The 26,317-nt window shown below is 64.3% G+C and carries 25 protein-coding genes; 10 read left to right on the top strand and 15 right to left on the bottom strand.

Going from position 1 to position 26,317, the window contains the following annotated elements:
- Window positions 1–477 precede the first annotated feature (477 nt).
- The 5 genes from KFB96_RS18635 to pyrC all read left to right on the top strand — a co-directional run bounded on the left by KFB96_RS18635 (window position 478) and on the right by pyrC (window position 6,845).
- Window positions 478–1,389 carry a D-hexose-6-phosphate mutarotase gene (locus KFB96_RS18635; RefSeq protein WP_213460396.1) on the top strand — a complete coding sequence of 304 codons (912 nt, stop codon included), beginning with the start codon at window positions 478–480 and terminating at the stop codon, window positions 1,387–1,389.
- Between the two features lie 10 nt (window positions 1,390–1,399).
- Window positions 1,400–4,264 carry a bifunctional [glutamate--ammonia ligase]-adenylyl-L-tyrosine phosphorylase/[glutamate--ammonia-ligase] adenylyltransferase gene (glnE, locus tag KFB96_RS18640; RefSeq protein ID WP_213460397.1) on the top strand — a complete coding sequence of 955 codons (2,865 nt, stop codon included), beginning with the start codon at window positions 1,400–1,402 and terminating at the stop codon, window positions 4,262–4,264.
- A gap of 59 nt (window positions 4,265–4,323) precedes the next feature.
- The gene (locus KFB96_RS18645; protein ID WP_213460399.1) at window positions 4,324–5,247 is read left to right on the top strand and encodes a branched-chain amino acid transaminase; all 924 of its coding nucleotides are present in this window, start codon (window positions 4,324–4,326) and stop codon (window positions 5,245–5,247) included.
- A gap of 270 nt (window positions 5,248–5,517) precedes the next feature.
- A complete protein-coding gene (locus KFB96_RS18650; protein WP_213460401.1) occupies window positions 5,518–5,712 on the top strand; it encodes a zinc-finger domain-containing protein in 195 nt (64 codons plus the stop codon).
- 89 nt (window positions 5,713–5,801) lie between these two features.
- Complete coding sequence (gene pyrC, locus KFB96_RS18655) at window positions 5,802–6,845, top strand: dihydroorotase (RefSeq protein WP_213460402.1); 1,044 nt, start codon at window positions 5,802–5,804, stop codon at window positions 6,843–6,845.
- Between the two features lie 224 nt (window positions 6,846–7,069).
- On the opposite strand, the gene KFB96_RS18660 is transcribed toward pyrC, so the two are convergent.
- Window positions 7,070–7,849 (bottom strand): VacJ family lipoprotein, encoded by a 780-nt coding sequence (locus KFB96_RS18660; protein ID WP_213460403.1) that lies wholly within the window; start codon window positions 7,847–7,849, stop codon window positions 7,070–7,072.
- A 76-nt stretch (window positions 7,850–7,925) separates the two neighbouring features.
- Entirely contained in the window at window positions 7,926–8,834 is a 909-nt protein-coding gene (locus tag KFB96_RS18665; protein ID WP_213460404.1) for a TraB/GumN family protein, read from the bottom strand.
- A gap of 155 nt (window positions 8,835–8,989) precedes the next feature.
- On the opposite strand from KFB96_RS18665, the gene rnt reads away from it, so the two are divergent.
- Window positions 8,990–9,643 carry a ribonuclease T gene (gene rnt, locus KFB96_RS18670; protein ID WP_213460405.1) on the top strand — a complete coding sequence of 218 codons (654 nt, stop codon included), beginning with the start codon at window positions 8,990–8,992 and terminating at the stop codon, window positions 9,641–9,643.
- A gap of 54 nt (window positions 9,644–9,697) precedes the next feature.
- Here the strand turns inward: rnt and grxD are convergent, their stop codons facing one another.
- The 3 genes from grxD to KFB96_RS18685 all read right to left on the bottom strand — a co-directional run bounded on the left by grxD (window position 9,698) and on the right by KFB96_RS18685 (window position 13,593).
- Window positions 9,698–10,021 (bottom strand): Grx4 family monothiol glutaredoxin, encoded by a 324-nt coding sequence (gene grxD / locus KFB96_RS18675; protein ID WP_213460406.1) that lies wholly within the window; start codon window positions 10,019–10,021, stop codon window positions 9,698–9,700.
- 132 nt (window positions 10,022–10,153) lie between these two features.
- Entirely contained in the window at window positions 10,154–11,938 is a 1,785-nt protein-coding gene (locus KFB96_RS18680; protein ID WP_213460408.1) for an N-acetylglutaminylglutamine amidotransferase, read from the bottom strand.
- Between the two features lie 104 nt (window positions 11,939–12,042).
- Window positions 12,043–13,593 carry a hydantoinase B/oxoprolinase family protein gene (locus tag KFB96_RS18685; protein ID WP_213460409.1) on the bottom strand — a complete coding sequence of 517 codons (1,551 nt, stop codon included), beginning with the start codon at window positions 13,591–13,593 and terminating at the stop codon, window positions 12,043–12,045.
- A gap of 177 nt (window positions 13,594–13,770) precedes the next feature.
- Between KFB96_RS18685 and KFB96_RS18690 the strand changes: the two genes are divergently transcribed.
- A complete protein-coding gene (locus KFB96_RS18690; protein ID WP_213460410.1) occupies window positions 13,771–14,352 on the top strand; it encodes a Fe-Mn family superoxide dismutase in 582 nt (193 codons plus the stop codon).
- 216 nt (window positions 14,353–14,568) lie between these two features.
- Here the strand turns inward: KFB96_RS18690 and KFB96_RS18695 are convergent, their stop codons facing one another.
- Together KFB96_RS18695 and KFB96_RS18700 are read right to left on the bottom strand one after the other, a co-directional pair.
- Entirely contained in the window at window positions 14,569–17,250 is a 2,682-nt protein-coding gene (locus tag KFB96_RS18695; RefSeq protein ID WP_213465942.1) for a phospholipase D-like domain-containing anti-phage protein, read from the bottom strand.
- Between the two features lie 53 nt (window positions 17,251–17,303).
- Window positions 17,304–17,528, bottom strand: coding sequence for a DUF433 domain-containing protein (locus tag KFB96_RS18700; protein WP_213460377.1), 225 nt, complete (start codon window positions 17,526–17,528; stop codon window positions 17,304–17,306).
- A 71-nt stretch (window positions 17,529–17,599) separates the two neighbouring features.
- On the opposite strand from KFB96_RS18700, the gene KFB96_RS18705 reads away from it, so the two are divergent.
- The gene (locus tag KFB96_RS18705; protein ID WP_213460378.1) at window positions 17,600–17,872 is read left to right on the top strand and encodes a CopG family antitoxin; all 273 of its coding nucleotides are present in this window, start codon (window positions 17,600–17,602) and stop codon (window positions 17,870–17,872) included.
- Window positions 17,873–17,901: 29 nt separating this feature from the next.
- Here KFB96_RS18705 and KFB96_RS18710 read toward each other — a convergent pair whose 3' ends face one another.
- Window positions 17,902–18,108, bottom strand: coding sequence for an H-NS family nucleoid-associated regulatory protein (locus tag KFB96_RS18710; protein ID WP_213460379.1), 207 nt, complete (start codon window positions 18,106–18,108; stop codon window positions 17,902–17,904).
- A gap of 154 nt (window positions 18,109–18,262) precedes the next feature.
- On the opposite strand from KFB96_RS18710, the gene KFB96_RS18715 reads away from it, so the two are divergent.
- Window positions 18,263–18,529, top strand: coding sequence for a type II toxin-antitoxin system ParD family antitoxin (locus KFB96_RS18715; protein WP_213460380.1), 267 nt, complete (start codon window positions 18,263–18,265; stop codon window positions 18,527–18,529).
- Window positions 18,530–18,552: 23 nt separating this feature from the next.
- Window positions 18,553–18,861, top strand: a complete 309-nt coding sequence (locus tag KFB96_RS18720; protein WP_213501487.1) for a type II toxin-antitoxin system RelE/ParE family toxin — start codon at window positions 18,553–18,555, stop codon at window positions 18,859–18,861.
- A 58-nt stretch (window positions 18,862–18,919) separates the two neighbouring features.
- On the opposite strand, the gene KFB96_RS18725 is transcribed toward KFB96_RS18720, so the two are convergent.
- The 7 genes from KFB96_RS18725 to KFB96_RS18755 all read right to left on the bottom strand — a co-directional run bounded on the left by KFB96_RS18725 (window position 18,920) and on the right by KFB96_RS18755 (window position 26,242).
- A complete protein-coding gene (locus tag KFB96_RS18725; protein ID WP_213460414.1) occupies window positions 18,920–19,876 on the bottom strand; it encodes an IS1595 family transposase in 957 nt (318 codons plus the stop codon).
- A gap of 120 nt (window positions 19,877–19,996) precedes the next feature.
- Entirely contained in the window at window positions 19,997–22,711 is a 2,715-nt protein-coding gene (locus tag KFB96_RS18730; protein ID WP_367115059.1) for an anti-phage-associated DUF1156 domain-containing protein, read from the bottom strand.
- Complete coding sequence (locus tag KFB96_RS18735; protein WP_213501494.1) at window positions 22,645–23,286, bottom strand: DUF1156 domain-containing protein; 642 nt, start codon at window positions 23,284–23,286, stop codon at window positions 22,645–22,647. The genes KFB96_RS18730 and KFB96_RS18735 overlap by 67 nt, the downstream gene beginning before the upstream one ends.
- A 20-nt stretch (window positions 23,287–23,306) precedes the next feature.
- Complete coding sequence (locus tag KFB96_RS18740) at window positions 23,307–23,972, bottom strand: DUF3780 domain-containing protein (protein WP_213460416.1); 666 nt, start codon at window positions 23,970–23,972, stop codon at window positions 23,307–23,309.
- An 18-nt stretch (window positions 23,973–23,990) separates the two neighbouring features.
- Window positions 23,991–24,212, bottom strand: a complete 222-nt coding sequence (locus tag KFB96_RS18745) for a hypothetical protein (RefSeq protein WP_213460418.1) — start codon at window positions 24,210–24,212, stop codon at window positions 23,991–23,993.
- 24 nt (window positions 24,213–24,236) lie between these two features.
- Window positions 24,237–25,616, bottom strand: coding sequence for a zinc ribbon domain-containing protein (locus KFB96_RS18750; RefSeq protein WP_213460419.1), 1,380 nt, complete (start codon window positions 25,614–25,616; stop codon window positions 24,237–24,239).
- The gene (locus KFB96_RS18755) at window positions 25,613–26,242 is read right to left on the bottom strand and encodes an IS607 family transposase (RefSeq protein WP_213460421.1); all 630 of its coding nucleotides are present in this window, start codon (window positions 26,240–26,242) and stop codon (window positions 25,613–25,615) included. Before KFB96_RS18755 ends, KFB96_RS18750 begins: the two co-directional genes overlap by 4 nt.
- Window positions 26,243–26,317 lie beyond the last annotated feature (75 nt).

Here is a 26,317-nt window from a genome sequence, read left to right on the forward strand (position 1 = left end):
CTTCCACCGCAGGCTGAGCAGCGATCCGGCCAGCCCGGCAAGTCCGAGCAGGAAGATGGTGCCCTCGACCCAGCCGATCGCGGCCAGACAGAGGTCCTGGGTGACCCCCCCAGATCCAGACCCACTTGCGGATGGCCTGCCGCCGGACAATCTCGCCGATCAGGATCCGCGGCAGTTTCAACAATGCTCTCACGGAGACACGGAGGCACGGAGAGCGACGAGAAAGAGCTCCCGTGTTCTCCGTGTCTCCGTGAGAGATCTTTTAGGAACCGATCCGTCGCAAGCCGCCACCTCGGGCGCCATGGGCGCCTTGCGGAGGAGGGGCTCGGGAGCTACGCTCCCGGCCACCCGTCGCGATCGGGCTCGGCCCTCCGCCGAGAACGCGGGATGCCGAGCGCGCGAGCCCCGGCGGTCCCCGGATTCCTTGCCACACGGGCCTTTCCAGACGAATCGCCCCACCGACCCGGAGAATCATCCATGGACATCGAGGCACTGAACGCCGAGCACGGCATCGACGGCATCCTGCGTTTCACCGAAGGCCGCGGCGGCCTGACCATGATCGAGATCGCCAACGCGCAGGCGACGGCCCTGATCTCGCCCTACGCCGGACAGGTGTTGGCCTATCGGCCGGCCGATGCGGCGGATGACCTGCTCTTCGTCGGCGAACGGGCCTATTTCGCCGAAGGCAAGGCGATCAAGGGCGGCATTCCGATCTGCTGGCCCTGGTTCGGCGCGGATCCCGAGGCGAAGGGCCGATCCGCCCACGGGTTCGTGCGGGCCTGGCCCTGGCAGGTGCTCGCAACCGAATCGCTTGCGGACGGCGCCACGCGGGTGCAGCTCGGGATCGCCGACGCCGCCGAGACCCGCGCCATCTGGCCCCAATATTTCAATCTCCTCGTCGATATCCATGTCGGCGCGACCCTATCGGTCGCCTTGAGCACCCTGAATGCCGGCGATCGGCCCTTCAGCATCACTCAAGGTCTGCACACCTATTTCAAGGTCGGCGACGCGAGCCGGGTTCGGGTCACGGGTCTCGACGGGTGCAGCTACATCGACAAGGCCGCCGACGGCAAGGATGCCGTGATACGCCAAGAGGGACAGGTGGCATTCGAGCGCGAGGTCAATCGTATCTACGAGGATGTGCCCTCGGTCCTGACCATCGTCGACCCGACCCTGGATCGGCGCATCCGCATCGAATCCGAGCACAGCCGAACGGCCGTGCTCTGGAACCCCTGGGTCGAGACGGCGAAGGCGATGGACGACCTCGACGATCAGGATTACCGGCGCTTTGTCTGCGTCGAGACGGTCAACGCCGCTTCGGAGGTGATCGAGATCCAGCCCGCCGAGACCTATCGTCTCGCGGCGCGCTATGCCATCGAGCCGCTCTGATCGAGCCCTCATGGATCATTTTCGCAATCTCGACCCGGCGACCGAGGCCCATTGGCAGACCTGGCGCGACTGGGCCGCAGAGCAGGGCGTCGAGGTCCCGGACGCACCGGCCTTCGCCGAGGCGCGGGCGCGGGTCTGGGAGGCCAGCGACTATGTGGCCGTCTCGGTCGCCCGTCATCCGGAGGTCTTGGCCGACCTGATCGCAAGCGGCGAGCTCGAGCAGCCCCGGGACCCCGACGTTCTGGCTCGCGGTTTCGAGGCCGCGCTTGCGTCGGTCACGGACGAGCCCGGTCTGCACCAAGCCCTGCGTCGTTTTCGCCGGCGCGAGATGGTCCGCATCATCTGGCGCGACATCGCCGGTTGGGCCGAGCTTTCGGAGACACTCGAACATCTCACCGCTCTGGCCGACCTCTGCATCCAGGGCGCTCTGGATCGCCTCCACGCCTGGACCTGCGCCGAGCTCGGCACGCCGCGCGACGCAACGGGTCGTGCCCTGGAAATGGCCGTGTTGGGCATGGGCAAGCTCGGTGCCCGCGAGCTCAACCTCAGCTCGGACATCGACCTCATCTTTGCCTTTGCCGCCAACGGCGAGACCGAAGGTGGTCCCCGCAAGCTCGCCAACGCGCAGTTCTTCACCAAACTCGGCCAACGCTTGGCGCAGGCGCTGGGCAGCCAGACGGTCGACGGCTTTGTCTTTCGGGTCGATACGCGTCTGCGTCCCTTCGGCGAGTCCGGTCCGCTCGCCATGAGCTTCAACGCCTTGGAGGACTACTACCAGACGCAAGCGCGGGAATGGGAACGCTATGCCATGATCAAGGCACGCGTCGTGGCCGGCGACCCGGACGACGCGCGCGAGCTGCTGGCGATGCTGCGTCCCTTCGTCTATCGGCGTTATCTCGATTTCGGTGCCATCGAGTCCCTGCGCGATCTGAAGCGGATGATCGCCAAAGAGCTGTATCGCCGCGGCATGGACGCCAACATCAAGCTGGGGCCGGGCGGCATCCGCGAGATCGAGTTCATCGGTCAGGCGTTCCAGCTCATCCGCGGCGGTCATGACGCGGATCTGCAGATCCGTCCGATTCGCGAGGTGCTGGCACTCCTGGCGCAGAAGCAGTTGATGCCCGAGTCAGCCGTGCAGGGGCTGGACGACGCCTACTGTTTTCTGCGTTTGGTCGAAAACCGCATCCAGGCGTATCGCGACAAGCAGACCCACCTGCTGCCGGCCGACGAGCCGGGTCGGGCACGTCTGGCGCGTTCGATGGGGTTTGCCGACTGGCCGACCTTCGAGACGGTCCTGGACGCGCATCGTCGCCATGTTCAGGGCCAGTTCGACGAGGTGTTCGCCGCGCCCGAGACGGAAGAGGTGCCGCATGAGCTGGATTCGGTCGCGCTCTGGCACGGCGAGGGCGATGCGGCCCATGAGGTCTCGGCATTGAGCGAGGCGGGCTTTGCCGAGCCCGAGGCGATCCAGTCTCGGTTGATCCGGTTTCGCGATGCGATCGCGCGCAAGGGGCTGAGTCGGCGCGGTCACGATCGCATGGAGCGGCTGATGCCGATGGTCTTGCGCGAGAGCGCCGCGAGCGAGCAGCCCGACATCGCCCTCGAGCGCGTGCTCAAGGTGCTCGAGGCCGTCGCGCGCAGGACGTCCTATCTGGCAATGCTGAGCGAGCACCCGGTGATCTTGGCGCAGCTCGCGCGCCTGGCGAGCATGAGCCCCTGGTTCACCGATCGGATCGCGCGTCATCCGTTGCTCTTGGACGAGATGATCGACACGCGTCGACTCTATGCCCCTTTGCGGCGGGCGGATCTGGAGGCCGAGCTCGATGCGCTCCTGCTGCACGTCGACGCGGATGACTTGGAGCAGCAGATGGAGCGTCTGCGCCAGTTCGCGCAAGGCAACATGCTGCGTGTTGCGGCGGCCGATCTGACCGAGGTCATCCCGCTCATGGTGGTGAGCGATTTTCTGACCGAGATCGCCGAGGTATCGATCCGTCGTGTGTTGCGTTTGGCGTTCGATCATCTCGCGCAGCGGCACGGCCGCCCGACCGAGATCATCGGGGAGGAGAGCGGTTTTCTCGTGCTGGGCTACGGCAAGCTCGGCGGGATCGAGCTGGGCTACGGGTCGGATCTGGATCTCGTCTTCATTCACGGCACCGAGTCGCAAACCGCGATGACCGACGGGGCGAAGGAGATCAGCAACGAGCAGTTCTTCATGCGTCTCGGCCAACGCCTCATCCATTTGATGACCACCCAAACCCCCTCGGGCGTCCTCTACGAGATCGACATGCGTCTGCGCCCGGACGGGAATCGCGGGTTGCTGGTGCGCTCGTTCGCGGCCTTCGACGCCTATCAGTCGAACGATGCTTGGACCTGGGAGCATCAGGCCCTGATCCGCGCCCGCCCGGTCGCCGGCGATCCGCAGTTGGCTGCCCGTTTCGGCGTGCTGCGGCGCGCGATCATCTGCCGCGAGCGCGAGTCCGAGCAGCTGCGCAAGGACGTGCGTGAGATGCGCGCGAAGATGCGCGCGAATCTCGACAAGAGCGGCGGCGGTCGTTTCGATCTCAAGCAAGGCCCGGGCGGTATTGCGGATATCGAGTTTATGGTTCAATACGCGGTCTTACGCTGGGCGTCGGCGCATCCGGCGCTGGCCGACTGGACGGACAATATCCGCCTGCTCGAAACACTCGGACGGCTCGATTTGCTGCCCGGGCGAGCGGCTGAAGACCTGACTGCCGCTTACAAGACGCTGCGCGCGGCCTATCACCGCAGCGCCCTGCAGGAGCAGCCCAAGACGGTCGCGGACGCGGATCTGCTGCCCGAGCGCGAGCGGGTCCAGTCCTTGTGGCACGCCTTGATGGACGAGCCTGCGTCCTGATGGCGGTCTCTCGAATCGAAACGGGAGCTTGATCCCGATGCAACCGGAGTGAGTCGACGATGGCAACGATGGAAGACCGTGATGGCCTGATCTGGCACAACGGCGAGATGGTGCCCTGGCGGGAAGCCAAGACGCATGTCTTGACTCACACCTTCCATTACGGCATGGGTGTGTTCGAAGGCGTGCGCGCCTACCGCACCGAGCAGGGCCCCGCGATCTTCCGTCTGCGCGACCATACCGATCGCCTCTTCGATTCGGCGCATATCCTCGGTATGAAGGCGCCGTTCGACCGCGAGACCATCGACGAGGCCCAGCGGATCGCCGTGCGAGAGAACAACCTCGACTCGGCCTACATCCGTCCGATGTTCTTCTACGGCCCGGAGGGCATGGGTCTACGTGCCGACAACCTCAAGGTGCATTGCATCGTCGCCGCCTGGGAGTGGGGCTCCTATCTCGGCGAAGAGAACATGACCAAAGGCATTCGGATTCGGGTGTCGTCCTATACGCGGCACCATGTGAACATCACCATGTGTCGCGCCAAGGCCAACGGCAACTACATGAATTCCATGATGGCCTTGCAGGAAGCCCTGCGCGACGGCTACGACGAGGCCCTCTTGCTGGATGCCTCCGGCTACGTGATGGAAGGCAGCGGCGAGAACGTCTTCATCGTGCGTAAAGGCGTGCTCTATACGCCGGATCTGACCTCCGCTCTGGACGGCATCACCCGGCGCACCGTCATGACGCTCGCGCGCGATCTCGGGATCGAGGTGGTCGAGAAGCGCATCACGCGCGACGAGGTCTATATCGCCGACGAGGCATTCTTTACCGGCACCGCCGCCGAGGTGACGCCGATCCGGGAGGTCGACGGCCGCGTCATCGGCAACGGCGGACGCGGTCCAATCACCGAGCGGCTCCAGGGCCTCTACTTCGACCTGGTGCACGGGCGCCTTTCGGCCTACCCGGAATGGCTCACCCTTGTTTAAATCGCGCCTGGGGTGGTGGTTCGGCCCGGCTTCATTCGGGTTGATACCGAAGTGTTTCGTCACCGTCGGAGCTGACGCGATTTAAAGTGAAAGAACGAGAATAGGGGGCCTTATGCGGCCTTTCGGTCACGTTCGGCGATGTCCTGAAAGGAATGGCCACGCTGTAGGGGCGGCTGTAGAGGCGACTTAAGTCGCCCTACAAGATCGCAGCCATGCGCATCCGGGATGCTTAATTCCCGGCAATCGATTTATCCGATGGAGACTTTGCCGATGTCCAACGCCGCCGTCGAGACGCCGAGCGAGCATGCGCTGATCGAAGTCAGCCGCAAGGATCTGCCGCTGTCCTGTCCCCTGCCGAGTGCACCTGTGTGGAACATGCACCCACGGGTCTATCTGCCGATCGAAGACGAACCCAACCATGAGGCGACCTGTCCCTATTGCGGGGCGCGTTATCGGCTTGTTTGAAACGGCGTTCAGCGGGGTTCGGGGTTCGGGGTTCAGGGTTCAGGATCCTGGTTAAGGGGCACGCTGCGCCATATCCGGATACGGTTGACATGACTGAAGGTCACAGTATTTGCATCACCCGGCCGGATGACTGGCATCTGCATCTGCGTGATGGCGAGGTCCTGGCCGATGCGCTGGCCCATACTGCGCGCTGCTTTGCTCGGGCGATCGTCATGCCGAATCTGCGGCCCCCGGTCGTGGATACGGCTCGGGCATTGGCTTACCGTGCGCGCATCCTGGATGCGCTGCCGCCCGGCAGCGATTTTCAGCCCTTGATGACGCTCTATCTCACGGACGCGACGAGCCCCGCTGAGATCGGCACGGCCAAGGCGAGCGGTCAGGTCTTTGGCTGCAAGCTCTATCCGGCCGGTGCGACCACCAACTCGGAGAACGGGGTCACGGACCTGCTCGGGCGCTATCCGGTCTTCGAGGCGATGCAGCGCGCCGGTCTGCCGCTCCTGGTGCACGGCGAGGTCACGGACGATCAGGTCGACATCTTCGACCGCGAGCAGCGCTTCATCGAGGAGCGTTTGGAGCCGATCGTCCGTGCATTTCCGGTCCTCAAGGTCGTCTTCGAGCATGTGACGACCGCCGAGGCGGTCGATTTCGTGCGCGACGGGCCGCCGACCCTGGCCGCGACCATCACGCCACACCACCTGCTCTACAACCGCAACGCCATGCTGGCCGGCGGCATTCGCCCGCATCTCTACTGCCTGCCGATCCTCAAGCGTGAGCGTCATCGGCTCGCGCTGGTCTGCGCCGCGACCGGCGGTCATCCGCGGTTCTTTCTCGGCACCGACAGCGCACCGCACGCCCTCGAGGCTAAGGAGACCGCCTGCGGCTGTGCCGGGGCCTTCAGCGCGCACGCCGCCATCGAGCTCTATGCCGAGGTGTTCGAGCAGGCGGGTGCCTTGGAACATCTGGAGGGATTCGCGAGTCACCAGGGTGCGGATTTCTACGGTCTGCCCCGCAACACCGGGACCATTCGGCTGAACCGCGAGCCCTGGACCGTTCCGGCGTCTTATCCCTTCGGACCCGGGCGGGTCGTGCCGCTGCGTGCCGGTGAAGCCGTCGCCTGGCGTCTGGTGGCTTGACAGCTGCGCCAACGGGGTTTACCCATCAACCCGACCACATCACCGATCGGAAAGGGTGGACAAGCACTGTAGGGTGAACAAGCGCAGCGCAGTCCACCGACCCCGGCGCAAGTCTCGGTGGACTTCGCTCGCGCTCGTCCACCCTACCGGCATGCGCTTTTGGGAAATCGCCATACGTGAGTCAACGGCCCGCTCGAACCGGCGCAAACCGCTGCGGACGCGGTTTAGTCGAACTCGATCTCGTCCCAAAAATCCTCTTCACCTTCGATCTTCGGCGGATTGCCGTCGTGCACCCGATAGTGACGTCGCTGCAGATAGGCGTCGCGCAGCAGGATGTAGGGATCGATCGCCGCGTCCTCGAGGATCTGGCTGGTCGCCAAATAGTTGGCTCGTTTATCGATCGCACGGAGCGCAACCAGACCCCAGTAGGTATGGTCCCTATCGATCGCAAATACGGGATCGAGGTTGAACAAGGGGTCGGTGAAAAGATCGCCGACATCGCCGAAGGCGTCGCGCACGCTGCTCGGTCCCAGGAGCGGCAACATAATGAAGGCACCCGAGTCGAGCCCCCAATAGCCGAGCGTCTGACCGAAATCCTCCTTGTAGCTCGGTAGGCCGACGTTGGTCGCAACGTCCACGAAACCCAGCACGCCGACCGTCGAGTTGATGAAGAGCCGCCCGACATCGCTGCCGGCACGCGACATCTTGAACTGCAGCACGTTGTTGACCAGGGAGGTGACGTCGGCGAGATTGCCGAAAAAGTTGGTCACGCCACGTTCGACCGGATCCGGCGTGATGGCCTGATAGCCTTTCGCGATCGGCTGGAGAAACGCCTTGTCGAGATCGGTATTGAACCGGAAGACGGCCCGATTGAAGGGCTCCAGGGGGTCGCGGGGCTCCGAGATCCGGCTCGGCGAGGAGGTACAGCCCGCGCCGAGCAGCAGGATGGCCAAGATCCCCAGCCAAGTCAGTTGTCGAAAGGCGTTCAAATCACGGTCCTTCATGCGTAGCACATCTCTCGCGACACGTTGCGCAAATGCTATCACAGCCGGTGCCTCGCTCGGTCCGTGCCCGGGCGCTTCAGAAGACAACCCTGACGCCATGGTCGCGCCGTCGCAGCAGTGCAACGACGCCCTGATCGCCGGGAAGATGCAGGGCGCCGATCGCGATGAACCAGCCGCCCTCGGCGAGGAGAGGCACCATGCGTTCCACCATGCGGCGGTTGCGTGAATCGATGACCACCTCTTGGAAGTGTGCGGCAAGACGGGGGTCGCTTTCCGCGAGGTGCTGTTCACTCAGGTGTTGCAGCTGATCGACATCGCGCTCGATGTAGGCGGCGATCAGTGCCTCGAAAACGAGCGGCAGTTGCTCGCGCGACGCCAGCGTCTCGCGCAACAGCGTGATCTGATCGGCCTCGGAGAGATCGTCGAAGACGGCGAGCTGCTCGGTCATGGTTTCCAGACCCTCGACCCGCTTGCCGTCCGCGACCGCTCGATGAAAGAGCAGGATGTCCAGGAACTCGCCTGTCTCGGAGGGCGGACTGCTGAGCAGGGTCACGACGGACCAAGGCTTGAGGTCCTTGAACGCCTCCTCGGGCATCCCGACCTGCGCGAGCGCATCGGCGGTCTCCAGGTAGAGGTCTGCGGGCAGAACGTCGCGCAGCAGGCGTCCGTCGGTATAGGACATGGTCACCATCGCGCGGATGATGGCGGAGGCATCCGGGACCATCTCGAGGGCGATGCTCGGGCTCGCATCGAAGGCCTCGCGCACCGGCGCGGGCAGCTTCACCCGAACGTCCTCGCTGTGGATCGTGCCGAAGAGATAGCTCGGCGGGGCGCCTGTCGGGGGGCGGATCTCGTAGAGGAGGCCGCGTGTCGCGGCGGACCCGGCGGGTGCGTCGACGGTCGTCGAGGGTTCGGCCCAAGCACCAGTGGCCAAAACACAAGTGACTGCCGCGAGCCATGCGGCGAGAAGGGCTCGGACGATCATCGTATGCTCCGCCGGGTGTGGCCAACTGAACGATCGGCTCCGGGAGCCTCTTTCACGCCTGTCCTGCCCGGACCGGCCGTTAAACTCGACCCCGGCGCCGCGCCGTCACGATCACTGTGTTTGGCATTCATCCGCGCGCCACTTATGCTGTCGCCATGAACCAAGAACCCAGAACGAGAGAAGGGATCGCCGCGCGCTTTCGCGGCTTTCTGCCGGTGGTGGTCGATGTCGAAACGGCCGGTTTCGACGCTCAGCGGCATGCCCTGCTGGAGATCGCCGCCGTCATCATCCGAATGCTTCCCGACGGTCGCCTCGAGCCGGCTGCGCCGATCGCCTGCCACGTGCTGCCCTTCGTCGGCTCGGAGATCGACCCGAGCGCACTGGCCTTCAACCGCATCGATCCCGACCACCCCTTCCGGGACGCGATTTCCGAATGGGATGCCCTGACGCGCATCCTCACGCCGATCCGCAAGGCCGTCAAATCGACCGGGTGCAATCGGGCGATCCTGGTCGGGCATAACGCCCATTTCGACCTCGGCTTCGTGAAGGCAGCCGTCGAGCGAACCGGTTTCAAGCGCAACCCGTTCCACGCCTTCAGCGTCTTCGACACCGTGACCTTGGCCGGCCTGATGTTCGGCCAGACCGTGTTGGCCCGTTCGGCGAAAGAAGCGGGTCTGGGCTGGCAGAGCAGCGAGGCCCACTCGGCGATCTACGACGTCGAGCAGACCGCGCGTCTGTTTTGCACCGTCGTGAATCGCTGGCGCGAGCTCGACCCGGTACGGGTTTGGGAAGAGAAGGAGCCGATCTGAACCCGCGCAAAGACGATCGGGGAGCGAATCGAGCCGACCCCCGCCTCCGACCGCTCAGGCCTGCTTGGCAGCCGCCTCTTCCATCATGGTCTTGAGCTGGCCGCCCGCGTGCAGCTCCAGCGTGATGTCGCAGCCGCCGACCAGCTCGCCGTCGATGTAGATCTGGGGGAAGGTCGGCCAGTCGGCATAGCGCGGCAGATTCTCGAAGATCTCGGGATCTTGGAGGACGTTTACATAGGCAAAGGGGACGCCGCACTCCTGCAGCGCGGCCGATGCCCGCATCGAGAAGCCGCACTGAGGAAACTGGGGTGTCCCCTTCATGTAGATCACGACCGGGTTGGTCTTCACCTGCTCGCCGATTCGCTCCAAGACATCCATCGTTGACCTCTATCTCGTGTTGGGACCGATCCGACAAGGTTCGGGACGGTGAGGCACTTTTCAAGCTACCCCGAAAGGGGAGTGGTCATGTCTCCCGGTCGGGTGCTTGTCATTCCCGGCGCTGTCGAGCGTTCAGCCGAATGTGTCGACGTTGCGCTGCAACCAAAGCTCCAGCAGTGCGAGATGCCACAGTTTGTTGCCCTGGATGCGGGTGTGGTGCATGTCCGGTGCGGCGAGCAGCTGATCCAGATAGGTCTGCCGATAGAGGCCGCGCTCGCGGCTCGCGCGCGATGCGAGGACGTCGCGCATCAGCTCGAGGAAGGGGCCGCGCACATACTTGAGTGCCGGCATCGGGAAGTAGCCTTTGGGTCGGTCGATGACGGCATCCGGGAGGAGTCCGCGGGCCATCGCCTTCAGCGGATATTTTCCGCCCTCGCGCAGCTTGAGCTCGGGCGGGCAGCGCGCCGCCAGCTCGACCAGGTGGTGATCCAGAAAAGGCACCCGTGCCTCCAGACCCCAGGCCATCGTCATATTGTCCACCCGTTTGACCGGGTCGTCGACGATCAGGGTCGTCGCGTCCAGACGTAGGACCGCGTCCAGCAGCTCATCCGCGTCGGGCTCGGCCAGGCGCTCGGCGATCAGCGCGGAGGTGTGATCCTCGCCTGCATAGGCGTCGGTGATCATGCGCAGGTATTCGTCGTGATCGCGGTCGAAGTAGTGCTTCGCGAAGCGTTCGACCGGCGAACCCTCGCGCTCGGCGGCGATGCGCGAATACCAGAAATAGCCGCCGAAGACCTCGTCCGCACCCTGTCCGGACTGCACCACCTTGACCTCGCGCGAGACCTGCTCGGCCAGGAGATAGAAGGCCACGGCGTCCTGACCGAACATCGGCTCGGTCATGGCGTCGATCGCCTCGGGCAGACGCTGCAGGACCTGCGCGTTGGGGACCAGAAAGCGATGATGCCGCGTGCCGTAACGCTCGACGACCAGATCGGAATACTGGAACTCGCTGCCGGCCTCTTCGGGCGTGTCCTCGAAGCCGACCGAAAAGGTCCGAAGATCCGACACGCCGGCCTCGGCGAGCAGCGCAACGAGTAGGCTTGAATCCAGCCCGCCCGAGAGCAGCACGCCCACCGGCACATCGGCGACCTCGCTGCGGATCTTGACGGCGTGGCGAAGGGCGACGTGAATCGCCTCCAGCCAGTCGGCCTCGCTCCGGGGCTCGGCCGGGCGCGTCGCATCCAGACGCCAATAGGTGCCTTCGGTCCTGCGGCCACGCGCGTCGAACCGCAGCCAGTGTCCGGGCGTGAGCTTACGCACCCCGCGCAGGATGGTGCGCGGCGCGGGGACCACGGCATGCAGGGTAAAGAGATGATGCAGTGCGACCGGGTCGATCGCCGTATCCACCCCGCCGCCGGCCAGAAGCGCCTGCGTGCTGGAGGCGAACCGCAGCGTTCCGCCTTGTTCTGACCAGTAGAGCGGTTTGATCCCGAAGCGGTCGCGCGCGAGAAAGAGCACCTGCTGATTGGCGTCCCAGACGGCAAAGGCGAACATGCCGTGCAGGCGCGCACAGCAGTCGGTTCCCCAGGCGTGCCAGGCCTTGAGGATGACCTCGCTGTCGCCCTCGGAGAAGAAGCGGTAACCGCGCTCTTCCAGCTCGCGACGCAGCGCCCGGTAGTTGTAGATGGTCCCGTTGAAGACCAGCGCGAGACCCAGCTCGGCGTCGACCATCGGCTGATTGGAGCGCACCGAGAGGTCGATGATCGAGAGCCGTCGATGCCCGAAGCCGAGCGCCCCGTCGCTGTAGCTCCCGCCATGGTCCGGCCCGCGCCGCACCAGCTCGCCCATCATGGCCTGGATGGTCTCCAGGTCGGCCGGGGCGCCGTCGAGCCTCAATTCACCGCAGATACCGCACATCGGACCGCTCCCGTCGGGTCGGGATCGCTCGGCGGCGATCCCGTGTTGTGATCCTGGATTTGAACCGCAAAGGCGCGAAGGACGCAAAGGAAATCAATAGCGCCTTATCCTTCCGGCTCCGGCTCGGGCCCCCAACCACCGCCGCCGGGTGTCTCCACGGCGAGGCGATCTCCACGCTCGACATGCAGACTGACCTTGGGCGGCAGCTCTTCGCCCTTGAGCAGATTCCGACCGGAGCGGGCGGGGCCCCCGCCCGCGATTCCCCAAGGCGCGAACCGACGTCGCTCGGTGAGCAGCGTCACCTCCGCCGGTGCGAGAAAGGTCAGCTCGCGGATCAGACCCTCGCCGCCGGCGCGCGCCCCGTGTCCACCCGATCCGGACCGCAAGGCATACCGCGACACCCGCAACGGATAGCGCGCCTCCAGCACCTCGATCGGCGTATTGAGCGTGTTGGTCATGTGCGTCTGCACGCCAGACCAACCGCCGCCGCTCGCCCCTGCGCCCATGCCGCCGCCGATGGTTTCGTAGTAATCCCAGGCGGCGCCGGTCTCGGCGCTGCCGAGCGCCAGGTTGTTCATGCTGCCCTGACTGGCCGCCGGGATCCGATCCGGGATCGCTCGGGCCAGAGCACCGAGCACGACATCCACGACACGGCTGCTGGTCTCGACATTGCCCGCCGCCACCGCTGCCGGGCGCTGCGCGTTGAGCAAGCAACCGAGCGGCGCGGAGAGATCGATTGAGCGGAAGGTGCCGGCGCACGCGGGCGTTTGAGGCGGCATCAGACAACGAAAGACATAGAAGACGGCGGCCGCGGCGACCGAGAGCGGGCAATTGATGTTGCCGGCGACCTGGCCCGCGGTGCCCGCAAAATCGACATGGATCCGCTCGGGCGTTACCTCGAGGGTCACCCGGATCGGGATCGCCTCGGTCCCCTGACCGTCGTCATCCATCAGGTCTTCGAAGGCGTAGCGTCCCGGCGGGATCGTGCCGAGCGCAGAGCGCGCGAGGCGTTCGGCGTAGTCGTCGAGTGCGCGGATTGCCGACACGTAGGCCGACACGCCAAGACTGTCGATCAGACCGCGCAGTCGGGTCAACCCGGCGCGATTGGCACCGATCTGGGCGAAAAAATCGCCACGCGCATCGTCCGGGTTGCGCGTCGCATCGAGAATGTGTGTCAGCAGCGGCTGGTCGATCTCGCCTGCTCTGACCAACCGCACGGGCGGGATGATCAGCCCCTCCTCGTCGAGTGTGCACGAGACCGGCATCGACCCCGGCACGCTCGCCCCGATGTCGGCATGATGCGCGCGGTTCGCGACGAAGGCGACCAGTCGGCCCTCCGCGAAGAGCGGGGCCACCAGCGTCACGTCCGGCAGATGGGTCCCGCCGAGGAAGGGATCGTTGAGAACGACCATGTCGCCGTCGGCCCAGTCGAGCGCACCGACGATGTCCGCCATCGCGTAGGCCATGCTCCCGAGGTGAACCGGGATGTGGGCGGCCTGGGCGCTGAGGTTCCCGTCGCGATCGAAGACCGCGCACGAGAAGTCGAGCCGATCGCGGATGTTGGTGGAGAAGGCCGCTTGGCGCAGAACCACGCCCATCTCCTCGCAGACCGACTCGAGCCGGCTGGCGAAAAGTCCCAGTTCGATGGCATTCATACTGTCGGAACCTCCGGCCTCTCGCACGCAGAGGCGTTCCCGCGACCGCGTCGTCTCCCGAAAGTTTCGCATCTCGCGCTCGGGCACCGCAGCCACGGGTTGAGATACCCGATCGCGGGCCAACATTCCGGGTGACCGTCGACCACTGCAGAATTCAACCTTCGAGGAGGCTTGACCATGGCCCATGAACTCCCGGCGTTACCCTACGAAAAGAATGCACTCGAGCCCGTGATCTCCGCCGAGACCATCGACTACCACTACGGCAAGCATCACCAGACCTACGTCAACAACCTCAACAACCTGGTTCCCGGCACCGAATTCGAGACCATGAGTCTCGAAGAGATCATCATGAAATCCTCGGGCGGATTGTTCAACAACGCCGCCCAAGTCTGGAACCACACCTTCTACTGGAACTGTCTCAGCCCGGACGGCGGCGGCGCTCCGACCGGCGCACTTTCAGACGCCATCACCGACAAGTTCGGCTCGTTCGACGAATTCAAAAAGCAGTTCTCCCAAGCTGCCGCCACCAACTTCGGCTCCGGCTGGACCTGGCTGGTGAAGAACGCCGACGGCTCCATCGAGATCCACAACACCTCCAACGCCGGCACCCCCATGACCGAGGGCAAGACCGCGCTGATGACCGTCGACGTCTGGGAGCACGCCTACTACGTCGACTATCGCAACGCCCGTCCGAAATACCTCGAAGCGATCTGGGAGAAGATCAACTGGGAGTTTGTCGCCGCCAACTTCGCCGGTTGAAAGAGCGGTTGCGTCTTCATGATCGAGTCCCGAACGGAGTCGTCAAGACCATTTTCGGGAGTCTGCATGTCGATCGCACTGCACGGCCTGGAGGGGCTGTAGGGGCGGCTTAAGTCGCCCCTACCTGTTGGCGTTGATTCTCCGGAAATCGAGCTGGCCTGGCGCCTCTCCGCGCCTACTCCGGCCCAGGTGCCACATGCGTCGCCTGCGGGCCGATTAGATTGTCCACCCCGTCGTCAGAAATCGCTTTCGCGCGTCCGTATCCAGCACCCGAGAGCAGCTTTCCCAATCGACCTTTTCGACCCGGTGATACCGCAGCTCGAACGGATGCTGCTTGGGAACCGCGTCGATGGTCCGCTTCGCCCGATCGATCTCACCGAGTGCAATGTCGATCCAGACATCCTCCAGGATGTCCGGGATCTGTCCGAACAGGTTGGCGATGTTCTCCAACCGCTCCGAAAGCAGCGCATGGACGCGATCCTCGACGGACCCGGCATAGCGCATGTTGTAGACATCCACGGTGTCGCGGAGCTGACCGATGCGCTGGATGCGGCCTTTGCGCTGCTCCAGACGCGACGGATTCCAGGGCAGGTCCAGGTTGATCAGGGTTCCGAGCCGCTGCAGATTGAGGCCCTCGGAGGCCGCGTCGGTGCCGATCAGCACGCGGATCTCGCCGGTGCGCACGCGCTCCTTGATCAGCTCACGCGCGGCAGCGGTGAAGACACCTTTGTGCATGATCCCGGAACGCCGAGCGCCCGCGTAAATGCCGATCTCTTCCTCGGGGATCTCCGCGGTGAGCTGGTTGGCGAGCCAGATGACCGAATCGAAATACTGGCTGAAGATGATGCAGCCGAGCTCGCGCCAGCCCTGCTCGAGTAGCAGCGAACGCACGATCCGGTATTTGGGGTCGCGTTCCTGGTTTGCCTCCAATGCCTTGAGGAATCGCTGCAAGAGGGCGCGCTCGGCCGACGTCAGGGTGCGTAACTGACTCAGCGTGTCCTCGTCGTCTTCATCCTCGTCCAGCGTGGCCCACTCGGTCAGGAGCTTCTCAACGGTGCGGCGTCCGGCCTCGATCGTGCTGCCGACACGCCGCAGCAGGAGGGTGCGAAAGAAACCGGCGTTGGCCCGTTCGGCGAGCAGTCCGCAGAATGCTTCGGCAAGGTGATAGGCATCTTCGAGGAAGGGCGGCAAGGCGATGGCGTCCTCGTCGCGCTCGCCATGCAGTCGGACCTCGACCGGCTTCAGGAAGGGTTCGCCCGATTCCGGATCGATAGTGGTTTCCAGGTACTCGCGGGTCCGCAGCACGATATGCCGGATGAAGGGATTGGACTGCTCGAGGAAGCGTGGGAAGAGACGCCGGACCCGCGCGCGGTCCGGCGGGCGTAACCGATCGAAGCTGCCTCCGGTCGCCATGAGGTCGGCATCGGAGAGACGCAGCGCCCGGCGCAGCGCACTGTAGTCCGGTCCCTCGGCTGCGGGCGGCAGTGGGTTGCGCATCCAGGCCCACCGATCGGCATCCTCGGTCGGCGGCTCCTCGCGACCCAACAGCAGCCCCAAGGCATGGCGCGGTTGACGCCATGGGCTGCCGTAGCCGCCCAAGACCGCGTCGGACCCGCGCGCGAGTGCATCCAACAGGTCCCACGCCTCGATGGGATGGATCTGCACCGGTGTCGCGGTCGCCAGCAGCAGACTGCGCGTGCGTGGCGAGATGTCCCAGAGAAAGCGCAGCAGGTTATTCGGCTCGGCCGGATCGTATTCCTTGCCAGGCCCCAGGTTGCGCCGCCGCGCGCGGTGCGCCTCGTCGAGGATTACGCACGCGTATCTGCCGTTGAGGAGCCAGTCCCGGATCTCCGAGCCCGCGACGATGAGGCCGGTGGAGACGATACCGACACGCCGCGGACACTTGCGGATGGATTCCGGGCCGGCGCTCGGATACTCGATGCCGTTCTCGTCCACCCAGCCGCGCCCGTCCCAGACCGCCGAGGGCATGTCGAGCAGCGTGTTCAGCTCACCCTGCCACTGCCAGATGAGTGGCTTCGGCGCCAGGATCAACACCGGCTTGTCGCCGACCAGAGCCATGAGCTGGGCCGCCATGGCGAGTTGGATGGTCTTGCCGAGCCCGACCTGGTCCGCCAGGACAAAGCGCGCGCCGTGAGCGCCCCTATGCGCGTCGAAGGCGATCTTCACGAAGTGCTTCTGATGCTCCCAAAGCCCGACCTCCTTGCGATAGACCGGCGACTCGATCACGGCGGCCGCCGGATCGGGCTGGCCACGCCAATCGTCAAGGTCCGGAATGACCGAGCGCACCGCGAGCCGCTGGATATCCTGCACCACCGCATCGGCCAGCTCGACCGCAAAGGGCGAATGCCAGAGGCTGTCGAACTCCTCCCGCACCCAGGCCACCGCGTCCTCGGAGTCATCCTCCCACAGCAGCTCGTAGTTCAGACGCCAGGCCGTGAGCGACTCGTTGACGCTGCCGAGAAAGGCGGTGCGTCTCCCGTCCGCCAAGGTGATCACGCCGGCCTTGCCGTGGATCAGTCCGAAGATCGCATCGGGAAGCACCCTGACCTGCAGCTTGCCGCTGGCGAGGAAGTCATAAAGACGCTGCAACCGGGGTTTCGCCGCGTCCGGCAGGCGCTCCGGCTGTGCATCGCACCACTCCCGACGCATCGCGGCCTGGGCGGCCTTCTTCGCCGTCTCGATGTCCTTCGGAGCGATGATCGAGTTGCAGACCAGGCGGACCGGGCCGGAGACGGACTCCAGCTCCTCGCCCGCGACCTCCATGATCGATGACGAGAAAAAGCCGGCGATGCGGTCGTAGCCCCGCGCGCCGCGCAGACGCTTTGCAAGAAAGCTGTGATCGAGCCGAATGCGGCGAGACGAGAAGCGGTTGATCATGGCCTCGGGTTAGCGCCGTTGCTGTCGCGGGACTCAACCAGAAGACGCGCCGTTCAGGCTAAGCGCGGAATGAGGTGGTCGGTCTGACGGGCGGCATCGTCCAGGGCCGCTGCGATGTCCTCCGCCTCAAGGTAGGGATAGTCCTCCAGGATCTCCGACGGAGACGCCCCGGCGGCCAGCATACCGAGGATGTCCGACACGCGAATCCGCATGCCCCTGATACAGGGTCGGCCGCCGCAAACACTTGGGGCGATCGTGATTTTCGGCAGTGCCTTCATCGACTCTTCTCGGATGTGCAGGATTGGGGCGACATCATGTCGTAGGATGCATCAAAAGGAGGTCGAGCACTATGAGCGACAACAACAGTCTCAAGACGCTGCCCGCACTCACGAGCGACGAGGACGCGGAGCGATTCCTCGACGAAGCCGATCTGACCGAGTATGACCTGAGCGATTTCAAATCTGCCGGGTTCGAATTCGAGAAGAAGTCGGCGTGGGTGAACATATGCCTGCCGGGGCCACTCTTGGATGCGGTCAAGGCACGCGCGCAGGCTCGCGGCATGCCGTATCAGCATTTCATCCGCGAGGCGATCGAACGCGCGTTGGATCACCGGGAGTCTTGAACAAGGCGCGCTCATTAACATCTTTCTAATCAGGATCCCAGAAGTTCCTCCGGCGTAATGCCGACCGACTTAGCAATCTCTTGCATCTTCTCCAGGGCCTCCTTCGTCTGCCGCACCCGCCGTTGCGCGAGCTCCTGCTGGATCTTGGGCACCAGTGCTTCGAGTGCCTTGTCGGAGAGCGTGGAGAGGTCGATCCCGCCCTGCTTGGAATCTGTAGCACTACCGGCATCGTTCACGTCGATGTCCTCTTTCTTGTGTCGTACGGTATCCTTTACTGCGGACACTCGCGCGGTGCGTTGCGTGTTTCAGGGTCTCATGGTATGAATAAGTCATACCACGCAGACGCCGCCTAAACATCGCCAGAACGTCCTTACCCATCACGTACTCGTCATGCCTACCGTCGAAAAGATCACCATCGCACTCACCAAAGAGATCGCCGACAATGTCCGCGCTGCGGTCGACGCCGGCGATTATGCCTCCACGAGCGAGGTCATTCGCGAGGCTCTGCGCGACTGGCAACTCAAGCGCACGTCGCAACAGGAGCAGGTCGAACACCTACGCCGTTTGTGGCAGGCGGGGCTCGCTAGCGGTTCGGCCGGCCGGCTCGATATGGCCGAAATCAAACGCGAGGCACGCAAGGTCAAAGCCTCGCGCTGAACCGCTCGCAAGATTGCACAGCCATGCACGATGTCACCATCAGCAACCAGGCACGAGAGGATCTCATCGCTATTTGGGAGTACGTCGCCGACAACAACCCGTCCGCCGCCGATCGCCTGCTCGACATGCTCGATGCGCGGATCGACCGCCTTGCCGATCATCCCTTCCTCGGCCCTGCGCGACCGGACATCGCCCGCGACTTCCGCTATCTCGTCTGCGACAACTACCTCATCCTCTACCGAGCTCTCGCCGATGCGGTCGAGATCGTCCGTGTCCTCCACGGCGCGCGAAACCTAACGGCGATTTTCACGGACATCGACCCCCTGCCCTGACCAAGCCATCAGAATCCCTCGCCGGCGAAGACTCGGACGCACCTTTCGCGCCACCTGATTAGCAAGGAACGTCAGCCACGCGCCGGATCCACGATTCGGGGCGGGGACCGCAAGCCGTCGCTGTCACCAGCAGGCGGATCGGCAGGGCGCGCAGATCGAAGCGGCGATTAAACCGATAGGCGATCGTGCCGAGGTAGCGCTCGGCGTATTCTCCGAAATCGAAGCTGTGGTATGCCCCGCTGAAGCGGGTCTTGAGATTGCCCAGGACGGTGTTGATCCAGTGGAACATGGGCAACTCCTTGGGTTTGCGCGTCCCGACGACGGTCGGTTGGTGGGTGCAGCCGATGTCGGTGACGCCGGCGAAGCAGGCCAGGCCATCGGAGACGACGGTGCTGGTGGGGGCGAGGTTCGCGCCCGCCCACTGAGCGATGGCGGCGCGGGTGAAGCCGGACACTGGAGTGAACTTGGCGCGCAGGGGATGACCTTGGTCATTGAGAGAGACCGCGCCGATGAAGGGAACTTTGTTCTCCGAACCCCGTCCCGCGGTGCCGCCGACCAGTTCGCCGCCGAGATAGGCGTCGTCGACCTGCACGGTTCCGCACAGCACGGTGGCGGCCTCGCGCTCGACCATCGCCTGCATCAGCTTGTGATGGATCAGCCAGGCGGTTGGATAGCCGACCCCGAGATCGCGCTTCAGCGCCAGGGCCGACAGGCCGGTCTTGGCCTCACCGATGAGATCAATGGCCAGGAACCAGACGGTCAGTCTCAGTTTGGTAGCCTCGAACAGCGTCCCGGCGATCAGCGAGGTCTGGTGATGGCAGGCATTGCACTGGAAGGTCTTGCGGGGGCTGCCGTGCAGCACGCAGTTCGCCGCCCCGCCGCAGCTCGGACAGCGAAACCCGTCCGGCCAGCGCATGCGCTCCAGCGCCGCCACGCACTGGGCCTCGGTGCCGAACTGTTGAAAATGCTCGAACAGCGACATCCCGGACTGGAATTGGATCCGATTCATGGCCATGGCAGACTCCGTGGGGTAGTGGACCTGGGAGCAGTTTGCGCCGGCCGGTGGCTCATTCCGTGAGCCTGGCGGAAGATTCTTTCTAATCAGGTCCGGAATACGCCTTATTCCCCGCCGAGATCAAACATGGTCATTCGCCAAGGCCCCCGCAAGCAGGCGCGCGGCCTCGGCATCGCCCGCCCAGGGCGGCATCTGCAGGCGGCCCAGGAAGCCGATCATCTCGACGAGGATCTCGCGCTGGGTCCAATAGTCGCGGATCTCGGTCTTGAGATAGTTCAGACCGACCTTGGTGCTGTCTTGATCCGCCGACTGGTAGACGGCGAAGAGCGCATGGCGCAGCAGGGATGAGCCGAAGCCGTCGGTGCCCCATTCGCGACGCTTGAATTCGGTGGCGGTCTTCAGGCGTGTCTGGTTGGCCTTGCCGCTTTCGAGCATGAAGCGATAGTCGCGCACACCGAAGCCGCGGGCGAACTCCATGAAGACGCCGCTGCGATAGTCGCCGTGTGATTCCACCTCCAGACACTTGAGATAGAGTTTTTCCTCCGGTGCGAGACGCTTCCAGAGCTGGGCGTCGATGCCGTTCGGGACCAGAAAATTACTCGCGGTCCGCACCGCATCCTTGATGATGCGCGCAATCGGTGACGTCTCGCCGCGCTTGCCCTCGCGGGCCAGTTCGTAGGCGACATCGATGTCCTCGATGCCTTTGTATTGAGTCAGCACACGCAGGGCGGCGGCATAGGCGGCGAGCTGATAATCGGCGTCGGAGAAATTGGGATCCTCCTGATCGTCCAGATCCAGCATGGACTTGAGCTGGCGCTCAACCTCGATCTCGACCTGAGGGACGATCTCGTCCAGGAAAGCGACGGCGTCGGAGGTCTGCTTGCGCAGCACCATCAGGACCGTCCCCTGGACATAGTTGCCTTCCTTGAGTGCCGACTCGGTCTCGGTGGCGATGGTCCAGGCCGCGGTCACCCGCAGGCCGGCGGCCCAGAGGATGAGGGCCAGGTCCGCCCAGACGCCCGCGTCCTGATGGGTAAACATGACGATCTGCATGCCGTTGTCAGGCATGTGGGCGGCGAGGTTGCTGTAGGCGTCGACCATGCCTTCGCGGAAGTCCTTGCCTGAGCCACGGATGGCCAGGGCGCGTTTGCTGTCTGCGTACCAGTCGGGAAATAGCTTGGGTAGGTGTTTTTCATACCAGGCGAGGAAGAATTCGGAGAGCTCGTGGTAATTGATGGCATCTGCATAGGGGGGATCGGTCAACCAAACATCACAGAGTCCGGTAATAGACTTGGCATCCCCGAGCAGTACAGATTTGCTCCCGACGCAAAGGTAGTCACGTTGTGCGAGATACCATGAAGAGTTTAACGATGGCAGCGCACGCACGGCATAGACGGTCATCGTGTTCAAAGCTTGATTCTGAAAAGTCGCGTTCGACTTCTCGTTGGCAGCGCTTGGATCCCATCCCGTTAGCCGCGAAGTCCAGTTGATCGATCTTGAGATTCCGAGTAGACATGCGGTCAGCTCGATCTTTTGGGTCAACTCGCCGATTGCGAAGGAGTTGAGTGCTCCAAAGGCCACAAGCTGCCTCGGTGTGAACAAATGATGCCAATGCGTCCACCCGCGCGTGCGAATCGGCTCGTCGGTCTTGTCGCCTGGTGTGATGCGTCGGCTCGGGATGTAACCCTTGTCCTGCCAGTCCTCGAAGCGATCGCGCAGCAGGCTCAGAACCAACGCCTCGCGCTGCAGATCATCCGGCTCGACCGCTCGGTACAGGGCGCCCGGCAACCGATCGGCGAGTGACTTGATGTCGGCGGCACGCTCTGCTTGAGCGGTGATCAGCGCAATCAGCACCTTGTTCTGGGCATCGATCCGCGCCTTGGGCGCCTTGGCCGCCCGCAAGGCGGCCAGCTCGGCGCCGGCCGTGTGCAGCCACGCATCCTCGGCCAGCCAGTCGCGCGCACGCAACGCGTCCAGGTCAAGCCTGTCGCTTGCGTCCAGGAGCGCCGCGAGCCCATCGATCGCCCGGTCGAGCGGGACCCAATCCGGAATAGGCCGCGCATCGGTCAGGTCCGCACGCTCACGCTGTTCCGCCCTAAGCAGGGCCGCCAGATCGGGCAGGCGCCAGCGGACGCAGTAGAGTCGCTCCTGAAAGGTGTCGTCCGGCCGAGGGACCAGATCGCTGTTTTCCCACTGACGCAGACCGTAGTCGGAGGCGCCGCCGCCGCGCCGGTCGCCCCGGATGGCAGTCATGGCGGTGGACTGTCCACAATGGGGGCATTCCAGACGTGAGCTGCGGACCGTGCCGGTCTTCGCCGCCTTCAGCTCGGCGGCACTGACGCCCTGGTGAATCGCGATGCCGAAGGCGCCTTCCCCCCTCGCGGGGGAGGGTTGGGGAGGGGGGGCGAAGGCCGCGACGGGGCTCAAGGCATCGTGCCCACCGAGAGGTTGCTCCCCCTCCCCCCGGCCCCCTCCCGCAAGGGGAGGGGGAGACGGCACCAAGCGTGCGATCGTCATGGTCTTCTCGCCGATTACCCAGGACGGGGCCAGCGGCACCATCCAGCCGCATTCGGGACAGCGGGTCTCGGTGCAATAGAGATAGGCATCGGCGCGCCAGCCCAGATCGTTGTGCTCGATACGCCAGTCGGTGATCTGGCGATCCACGGCCGCGTAGACCTGCTCCTGCGCCTCCCGGACCTGTTTGGCAACCGCCTCGCCACCGCCGACGATATTGAGCGCGCCCCAGGTCAGCAGCGCGGCGACGGGATTCAGATCAGAGCCGTACGCCTCGCAGCCGATGCGCGCGGCTTCAAACGGAACACTTCCCCGCCGCAGAAGGCGTCTCCGACCCGTGGGACATGGCCGAAGCGACGCTCGCCGAGCGCGCGGACCAGCTCGGGGAGACTGCGCGCATCCGTGCCGAGGTGGGTATTGATCGCGTCCCAAGCGGGCTCGGACGGCCCCTTGATCTGCTCGGGTCGGTCGCAGTAGACCAGCTTCTCGTCATAGCCCATCCGCTCGAAGACGAGACGCTGCAGGCTGGCCCTGTCTTCGCCAGAGGTGCCGGGGCGATATTTCGGCTTCGGGGCGTTCGGATCGAACCAGTCGGCACGCTCGTCGGGACGCAGTCGCGCAAACAGCTCCGCCAGCGGGATCGCCTTGGTCTTGCGCCGCCACAGACCCTCCGGGTCCATGGTCAGGAGCATCAAAAAGATCTCGCGGTCTCGCTTGGGGTCCCGGCTCGCCGGGAGGAGCAACCCCAGGATGGCCGCCCGAACCATGATGAGCGGCTTGCGTCCCCACCACTTACCGAGTCCGGTCAGGGTCTGGCTGTAATTGGCCTTGCGTTCCTTGTAGCTCTCCTTCGAGAGCTTGGAGACGGGAAACTGGGTCTCGATGAAGGTGGTCATGGTGTCGTCGTCCGCGCCGATCACCGTTCGGCGGTATTCGGTTTGGCGGACTTGGTCCTCGGACGTGGCGTCCGTGTTGCTTTGACAGGTTCCGCCGCGGTCTGTCCGCGTACCGCCAATTCAAACACAGGCAGGGGCTCATGGTGTGAGTCCGTGACCGGGTTCTCCGTCAGCGCATAACGCACCGCCTTGCGCCAGCCCTTATTGCGTCCCTGGATGGCATGTCCGGTGGCCGCACAGGTCATGGTGTAGAGCCACCAGCGCTCCTCCGGGACCAGGCCGAGCCAGTTCTTGATCGCGGTCGCGGTGAGTGCGGGATCCGCCTCTTCGATCGCCCACGCGAGGAGCACCAGTTCTTTGCCGAGGAGGCGTGAGACGGGGTTGGTACCTGTCTTCCAGCTCCCGGATTTGCGCCCGTCCCGCTTGAGGCGTTGGTTGAATTCCACGCGGACATCATCCGCGACGGCGTCCCATTTGACGCGGGGCAGGAGGACGCGCAGCTTGCCCTCGGGCTCACCGATGGCGAAGGTCGGGGGCATCGCAGCGCTGATCTCGTCCCAGGTGAAATGCTCGGAGATCAGCACGTCCTCGCGGTTGCTCGCCGGGATGGTGACCAGAAAGTGGTGCGTCGATTCGTCGGGGCAGAAGCCAAAGCCTTGGCAACTTGGCTTTTTAGGGTTCGTCAATGGCGGTTCCGCACGCTGTCAGGCGTCGCTGCTCGCCAGATCGAGGCGCTGCTCGATGCGGCGAGCCAACGAGCTCAGGGTTTCCCGGTCACTGCCCGAGAGGGTGTAGAGACTGCCGAGGGTCTGCTCCATCGCCGAGAGACGCAGCTCGATGCGGCCCAGCCGTTCGCCGTGGTCGCTCAGGGTGCCGCGGATACTGCGCAGATGTTCAAGAACCAGGTTGTCGACCTTGTCGCTCATGGATACCTGCTCCAATAATCTTGATCAAACGTGATCATTGAATTTATCCGCACTTGGTTGACGCGACGGATCGCCCAACTCAAGCCCCTTGACGCTCAGTTGCGCCGGAGAACGTGCCAGCAGCAGCCGTTTGACGTCCCGATACGGTGTGAACCGCGTGATCTCGGGGTCGGAGAGCCGTGCCAGCACATTCAAAGCCGCGTTGCGGTCGGCCTGCATCACGTCCCCGGTTACCCGGTAAAACTTATCGCCCACCCGCTCGCCTTGCAGCAGGCCGGTGGTCGAGTCCATTTGCGACGTATAGGCCGCGTTGACCAAGACATGCTCGGCGCCACGCTGCTCACACACCGAGTCGAGGGCATCGGCTAACGCGCCTTTCGCCCATCCACTCATGCGTCGGTTGTATCGCTTCCATTGCACCTTCGCGGCAATGGGCGACGTTAAATCTTCGGAAACCACCAGCGCGGCCTTGTTCACGATGGCGTGCGCGGATTGAAAGGCGATGGTGCGCAGGTGTCCCTGGGTGCGCGCACGACGCGCGTCGATCTTTTTGCGCCCCAGATTGCAGCGACGGATCCGGTCGGCTTTGGCATGGTGGCCTTTGGCGCGATGAGCCTTCTCCAGCGCATGGAGTCGGTTGCGCTGTTTCCCCGTCGCCGCCGCCGCATCGCTGTACTCGGTCAGGACGGCGCCGAAGGCCGGGCCATGCGCCTCGCCGTCGGAATCGGTGAACGCCTCGGTGTAGCCCTTGTCGATGCCCAACGCCTGCTCGCCATGCGCACGCCCGGCGCCTTTCGCGGTGGCGTAATGGATCTCGACGCCGTCATCCTTGACGCAGATGCGCAGATTGCAGCCGAGGAGATCGACACGTTTGCCGCTGGAGGTCGTGGTCAGCCGGATGTCGCGGCCATACTTGCGCGCGATGTGAATGACGATGACCAGCCGCCCATCGACGATCTGCGTGGACTGCTTGTCGGAACGCACGATGAACTGGTTAGCTGTGTGGCTGACGCCGTGCCGAAAGTGTTTGCGCATCTGCCGGTGCAGGAAGGGGTCGTCCAGCCAGCGATCGGCCTTGAGCAGGGTGTAGAGTCGCTTGCGCTCGACCTCATCCGTCGTGCGGGCGGCAATGGCCTGCCGGACCTTGAGCTTGGCGGCGGCTTTGTAGGTCAGAATGTCGTTGAGGACATCCTTGGTGGTCTCGTTGCGAATGGTCCCGTCGACCGGCAACGCCCCGTACAGATCGCGCGCGGCGATCGCTTTGCGAAGCTGCAGGTTGGACTTGCCGATGCTCCCCAGCGCGCCGAAGCGCCGCCAGATGTCCGCACGCACAAAGCCCATCGCCCGACAGATCGGCGCGAGTTCCGATGGAGCGTCGGCGAACAGCGTGCGGGTGACGTTCATTCGCACGGCGCCTTGGGGGTGGCGAGCTTCGCGTCGGGGAAATCGTCCTTGATCTGTTGCTTGTAGTGACGCAGGCCGGACAGCCGGCAGGAAAAGGTGTGCACGATGGCCAGCAGATCCTCGACCATCTCCTGTTGAGGCGAGAGCGCATTCTGATTCACCACCACCACCTCGCAGCCGTTGTGTCGGGCGATGTGCTCGAACAGGTCGAATCCGAAGCGCATCAGTCGGTCCTTGTGGGCGACCAGCACTTGCCGAACCTCCCCGCGCTCGATCTGCTCCATCAGGGCGAGAAAGCGCTTGCGCTTGAAGTTCATCCCGCCGCCGATCTCCTGTACCCACTCATCAACCGCGATCCCTGCGCCCAGGCAGTAGGTCTCCATCGCCTTCACCTGGGACGCTAAATCATCCTTCTGTCCTGCGCTCGATACGCGGCAGTACACCACCACTGCGCGCCGCTCCGGCGCACCGCCCGTGAGTCGGCGCACGTCCGCTTCGTCGAAGTAGCGATGCCCGGAAGGGTGCCGCTTGGCGACGAGCTTGCCTTCGCGCTCCCAGCGACGAATCGTCGAGGGCGCTTTGCCGATTCGTTTCGCGAACTCATTGATGCGATATATCTTGCTCATAAGGGTAATTATAAACAAGACTAGATATGAAACAAGCAACAGTTAGTAGCTCCGATTAATTGTCGGAATGGCGGT

The sequence above is a fragment of the Thiocapsa sp. genome, from assembly GCF_018399035.1.
GTDB lineage: Bacteria > Pseudomonadota > Gammaproteobacteria > Chromatiales > Chromatiaceae > Thiocapsa.

Coding starts and splice junctions, on each gene's coding strand:
- KFB96_RS18635 (WP_213460396.1), top strand. CDS start 478: ATGGACATCGAGGCACTGAACGCCGAGCACGGCATCGACGGCATCCTG.
- glnE (WP_213460397.1), top strand. CDS start 1,400: ATGGATCATTTTCGCAATCTCGACCCGGCGACCGAGGCCCATTGGCAG.
- KFB96_RS18645 (WP_213460399.1), top strand. CDS start 4,324: ATGGCAACGATGGAAGACCGTGATGGCCTGATCTGGCACAACGGCGAG.
- KFB96_RS18650 (WP_213460401.1), top strand. CDS start 5,518: ATGTCCAACGCCGCCGTCGAGACGCCGAGCGAGCATGCGCTGATCGAA.
- pyrC (WP_213460402.1), top strand. CDS start 5,802: ATGACTGAAGGTCACAGTATTTGCATCACCCGGCCGGATGACTGGCAT.
- KFB96_RS18660 (WP_213460403.1), bottom strand. CDS start 7,849: ATGAAGGACCGTGATTTGAACGCCTTTCGACAACTGACTTGGCTGGGG.
- KFB96_RS18665 (WP_213460404.1), bottom strand. CDS start 8,834: ATGATCGTCCGAGCCCTTCTCGCCGCATGGCTCGCGGCAGTCACTTGT.
- rnt (WP_213460405.1), top strand. CDS start 8,990: ATGAACCAAGAACCCAGAACGAGAGAAGGGATCGCCGCGCGCTTTCGC.
- grxD (WP_213460406.1), bottom strand. CDS start 10,021: ATGGATGTCTTGGAGCGAATCGGCGAGCAGGTGAAGACCAACCCGGTC.
- KFB96_RS18680 (WP_213460408.1), bottom strand. CDS start 11,938: ATGTGCGGTATCTGCGGTGAATTGAGGCTCGACGGCGCCCCGGCCGAC.
- KFB96_RS18685 (WP_213460409.1), bottom strand. CDS start 13,593: ATGAATGCCATCGAACTGGGACTTTTCGCCAGCCGGCTCGAGTCGGTC.
- KFB96_RS18690 (WP_213460410.1), top strand. CDS start 13,771: ATGGCCCATGAACTCCCGGCGTTACCCTACGAAAAGAATGCACTCGAG.
- KFB96_RS18695 (WP_213465942.1), bottom strand. CDS start 17,250: ATGATCAACCGCTTCTCGTCTCGCCGCATTCGGCTCGATCACAGCTTT.
- KFB96_RS18700 (WP_213460377.1), bottom strand. CDS start 17,528: ATGAAGGCACTGCCGAAAATCACGATCGCCCCAAGTGTTTGCGGCGGC.
- KFB96_RS18705 (WP_213460378.1), top strand. CDS start 17,600: ATGAGCGACAACAACAGTCTCAAGACGCTGCCCGCACTCACGAGCGAC.
- KFB96_RS18715 (WP_213460380.1), top strand. CDS start 18,263: ATGCCTACCGTCGAAAAGATCACCATCGCACTCACCAAAGAGATCGCC.
- KFB96_RS18720 (WP_213501487.1), top strand. CDS start 18,553: ATGCACGATGTCACCATCAGCAACCAGGCACGAGAGGATCTCATCGCT.
- KFB96_RS18725 (WP_213460414.1), bottom strand. CDS start 19,876: ATGGCCATGAATCGGATCCAATTCCAGTCCGGGATGTCGCTGTTCGAG.
- KFB96_RS18735 (WP_213501494.1), bottom strand. CDS start 23,286: ATGACCACCTTCATCGAGACCCAGTTTCCCGTCTCCAAGCTCTCGAAG.
- KFB96_RS18745 (WP_213460418.1), bottom strand. CDS start 24,212: ATGAGCGACAAGGTCGACAACCTGGTTCTTGAACATCTGCGCAGTATC.
- KFB96_RS18750 (WP_213460419.1), bottom strand. CDS start 25,616: ATGAACGTCACCCGCACGCTGTTCGCCGACGCTCCATCGGAACTCGCG.
- KFB96_RS18755 (WP_213460421.1), bottom strand. CDS start 26,242: ATGAGCAAGATATATCGCATCAATGAGTTCGCGAAACGAATCGGCAAA.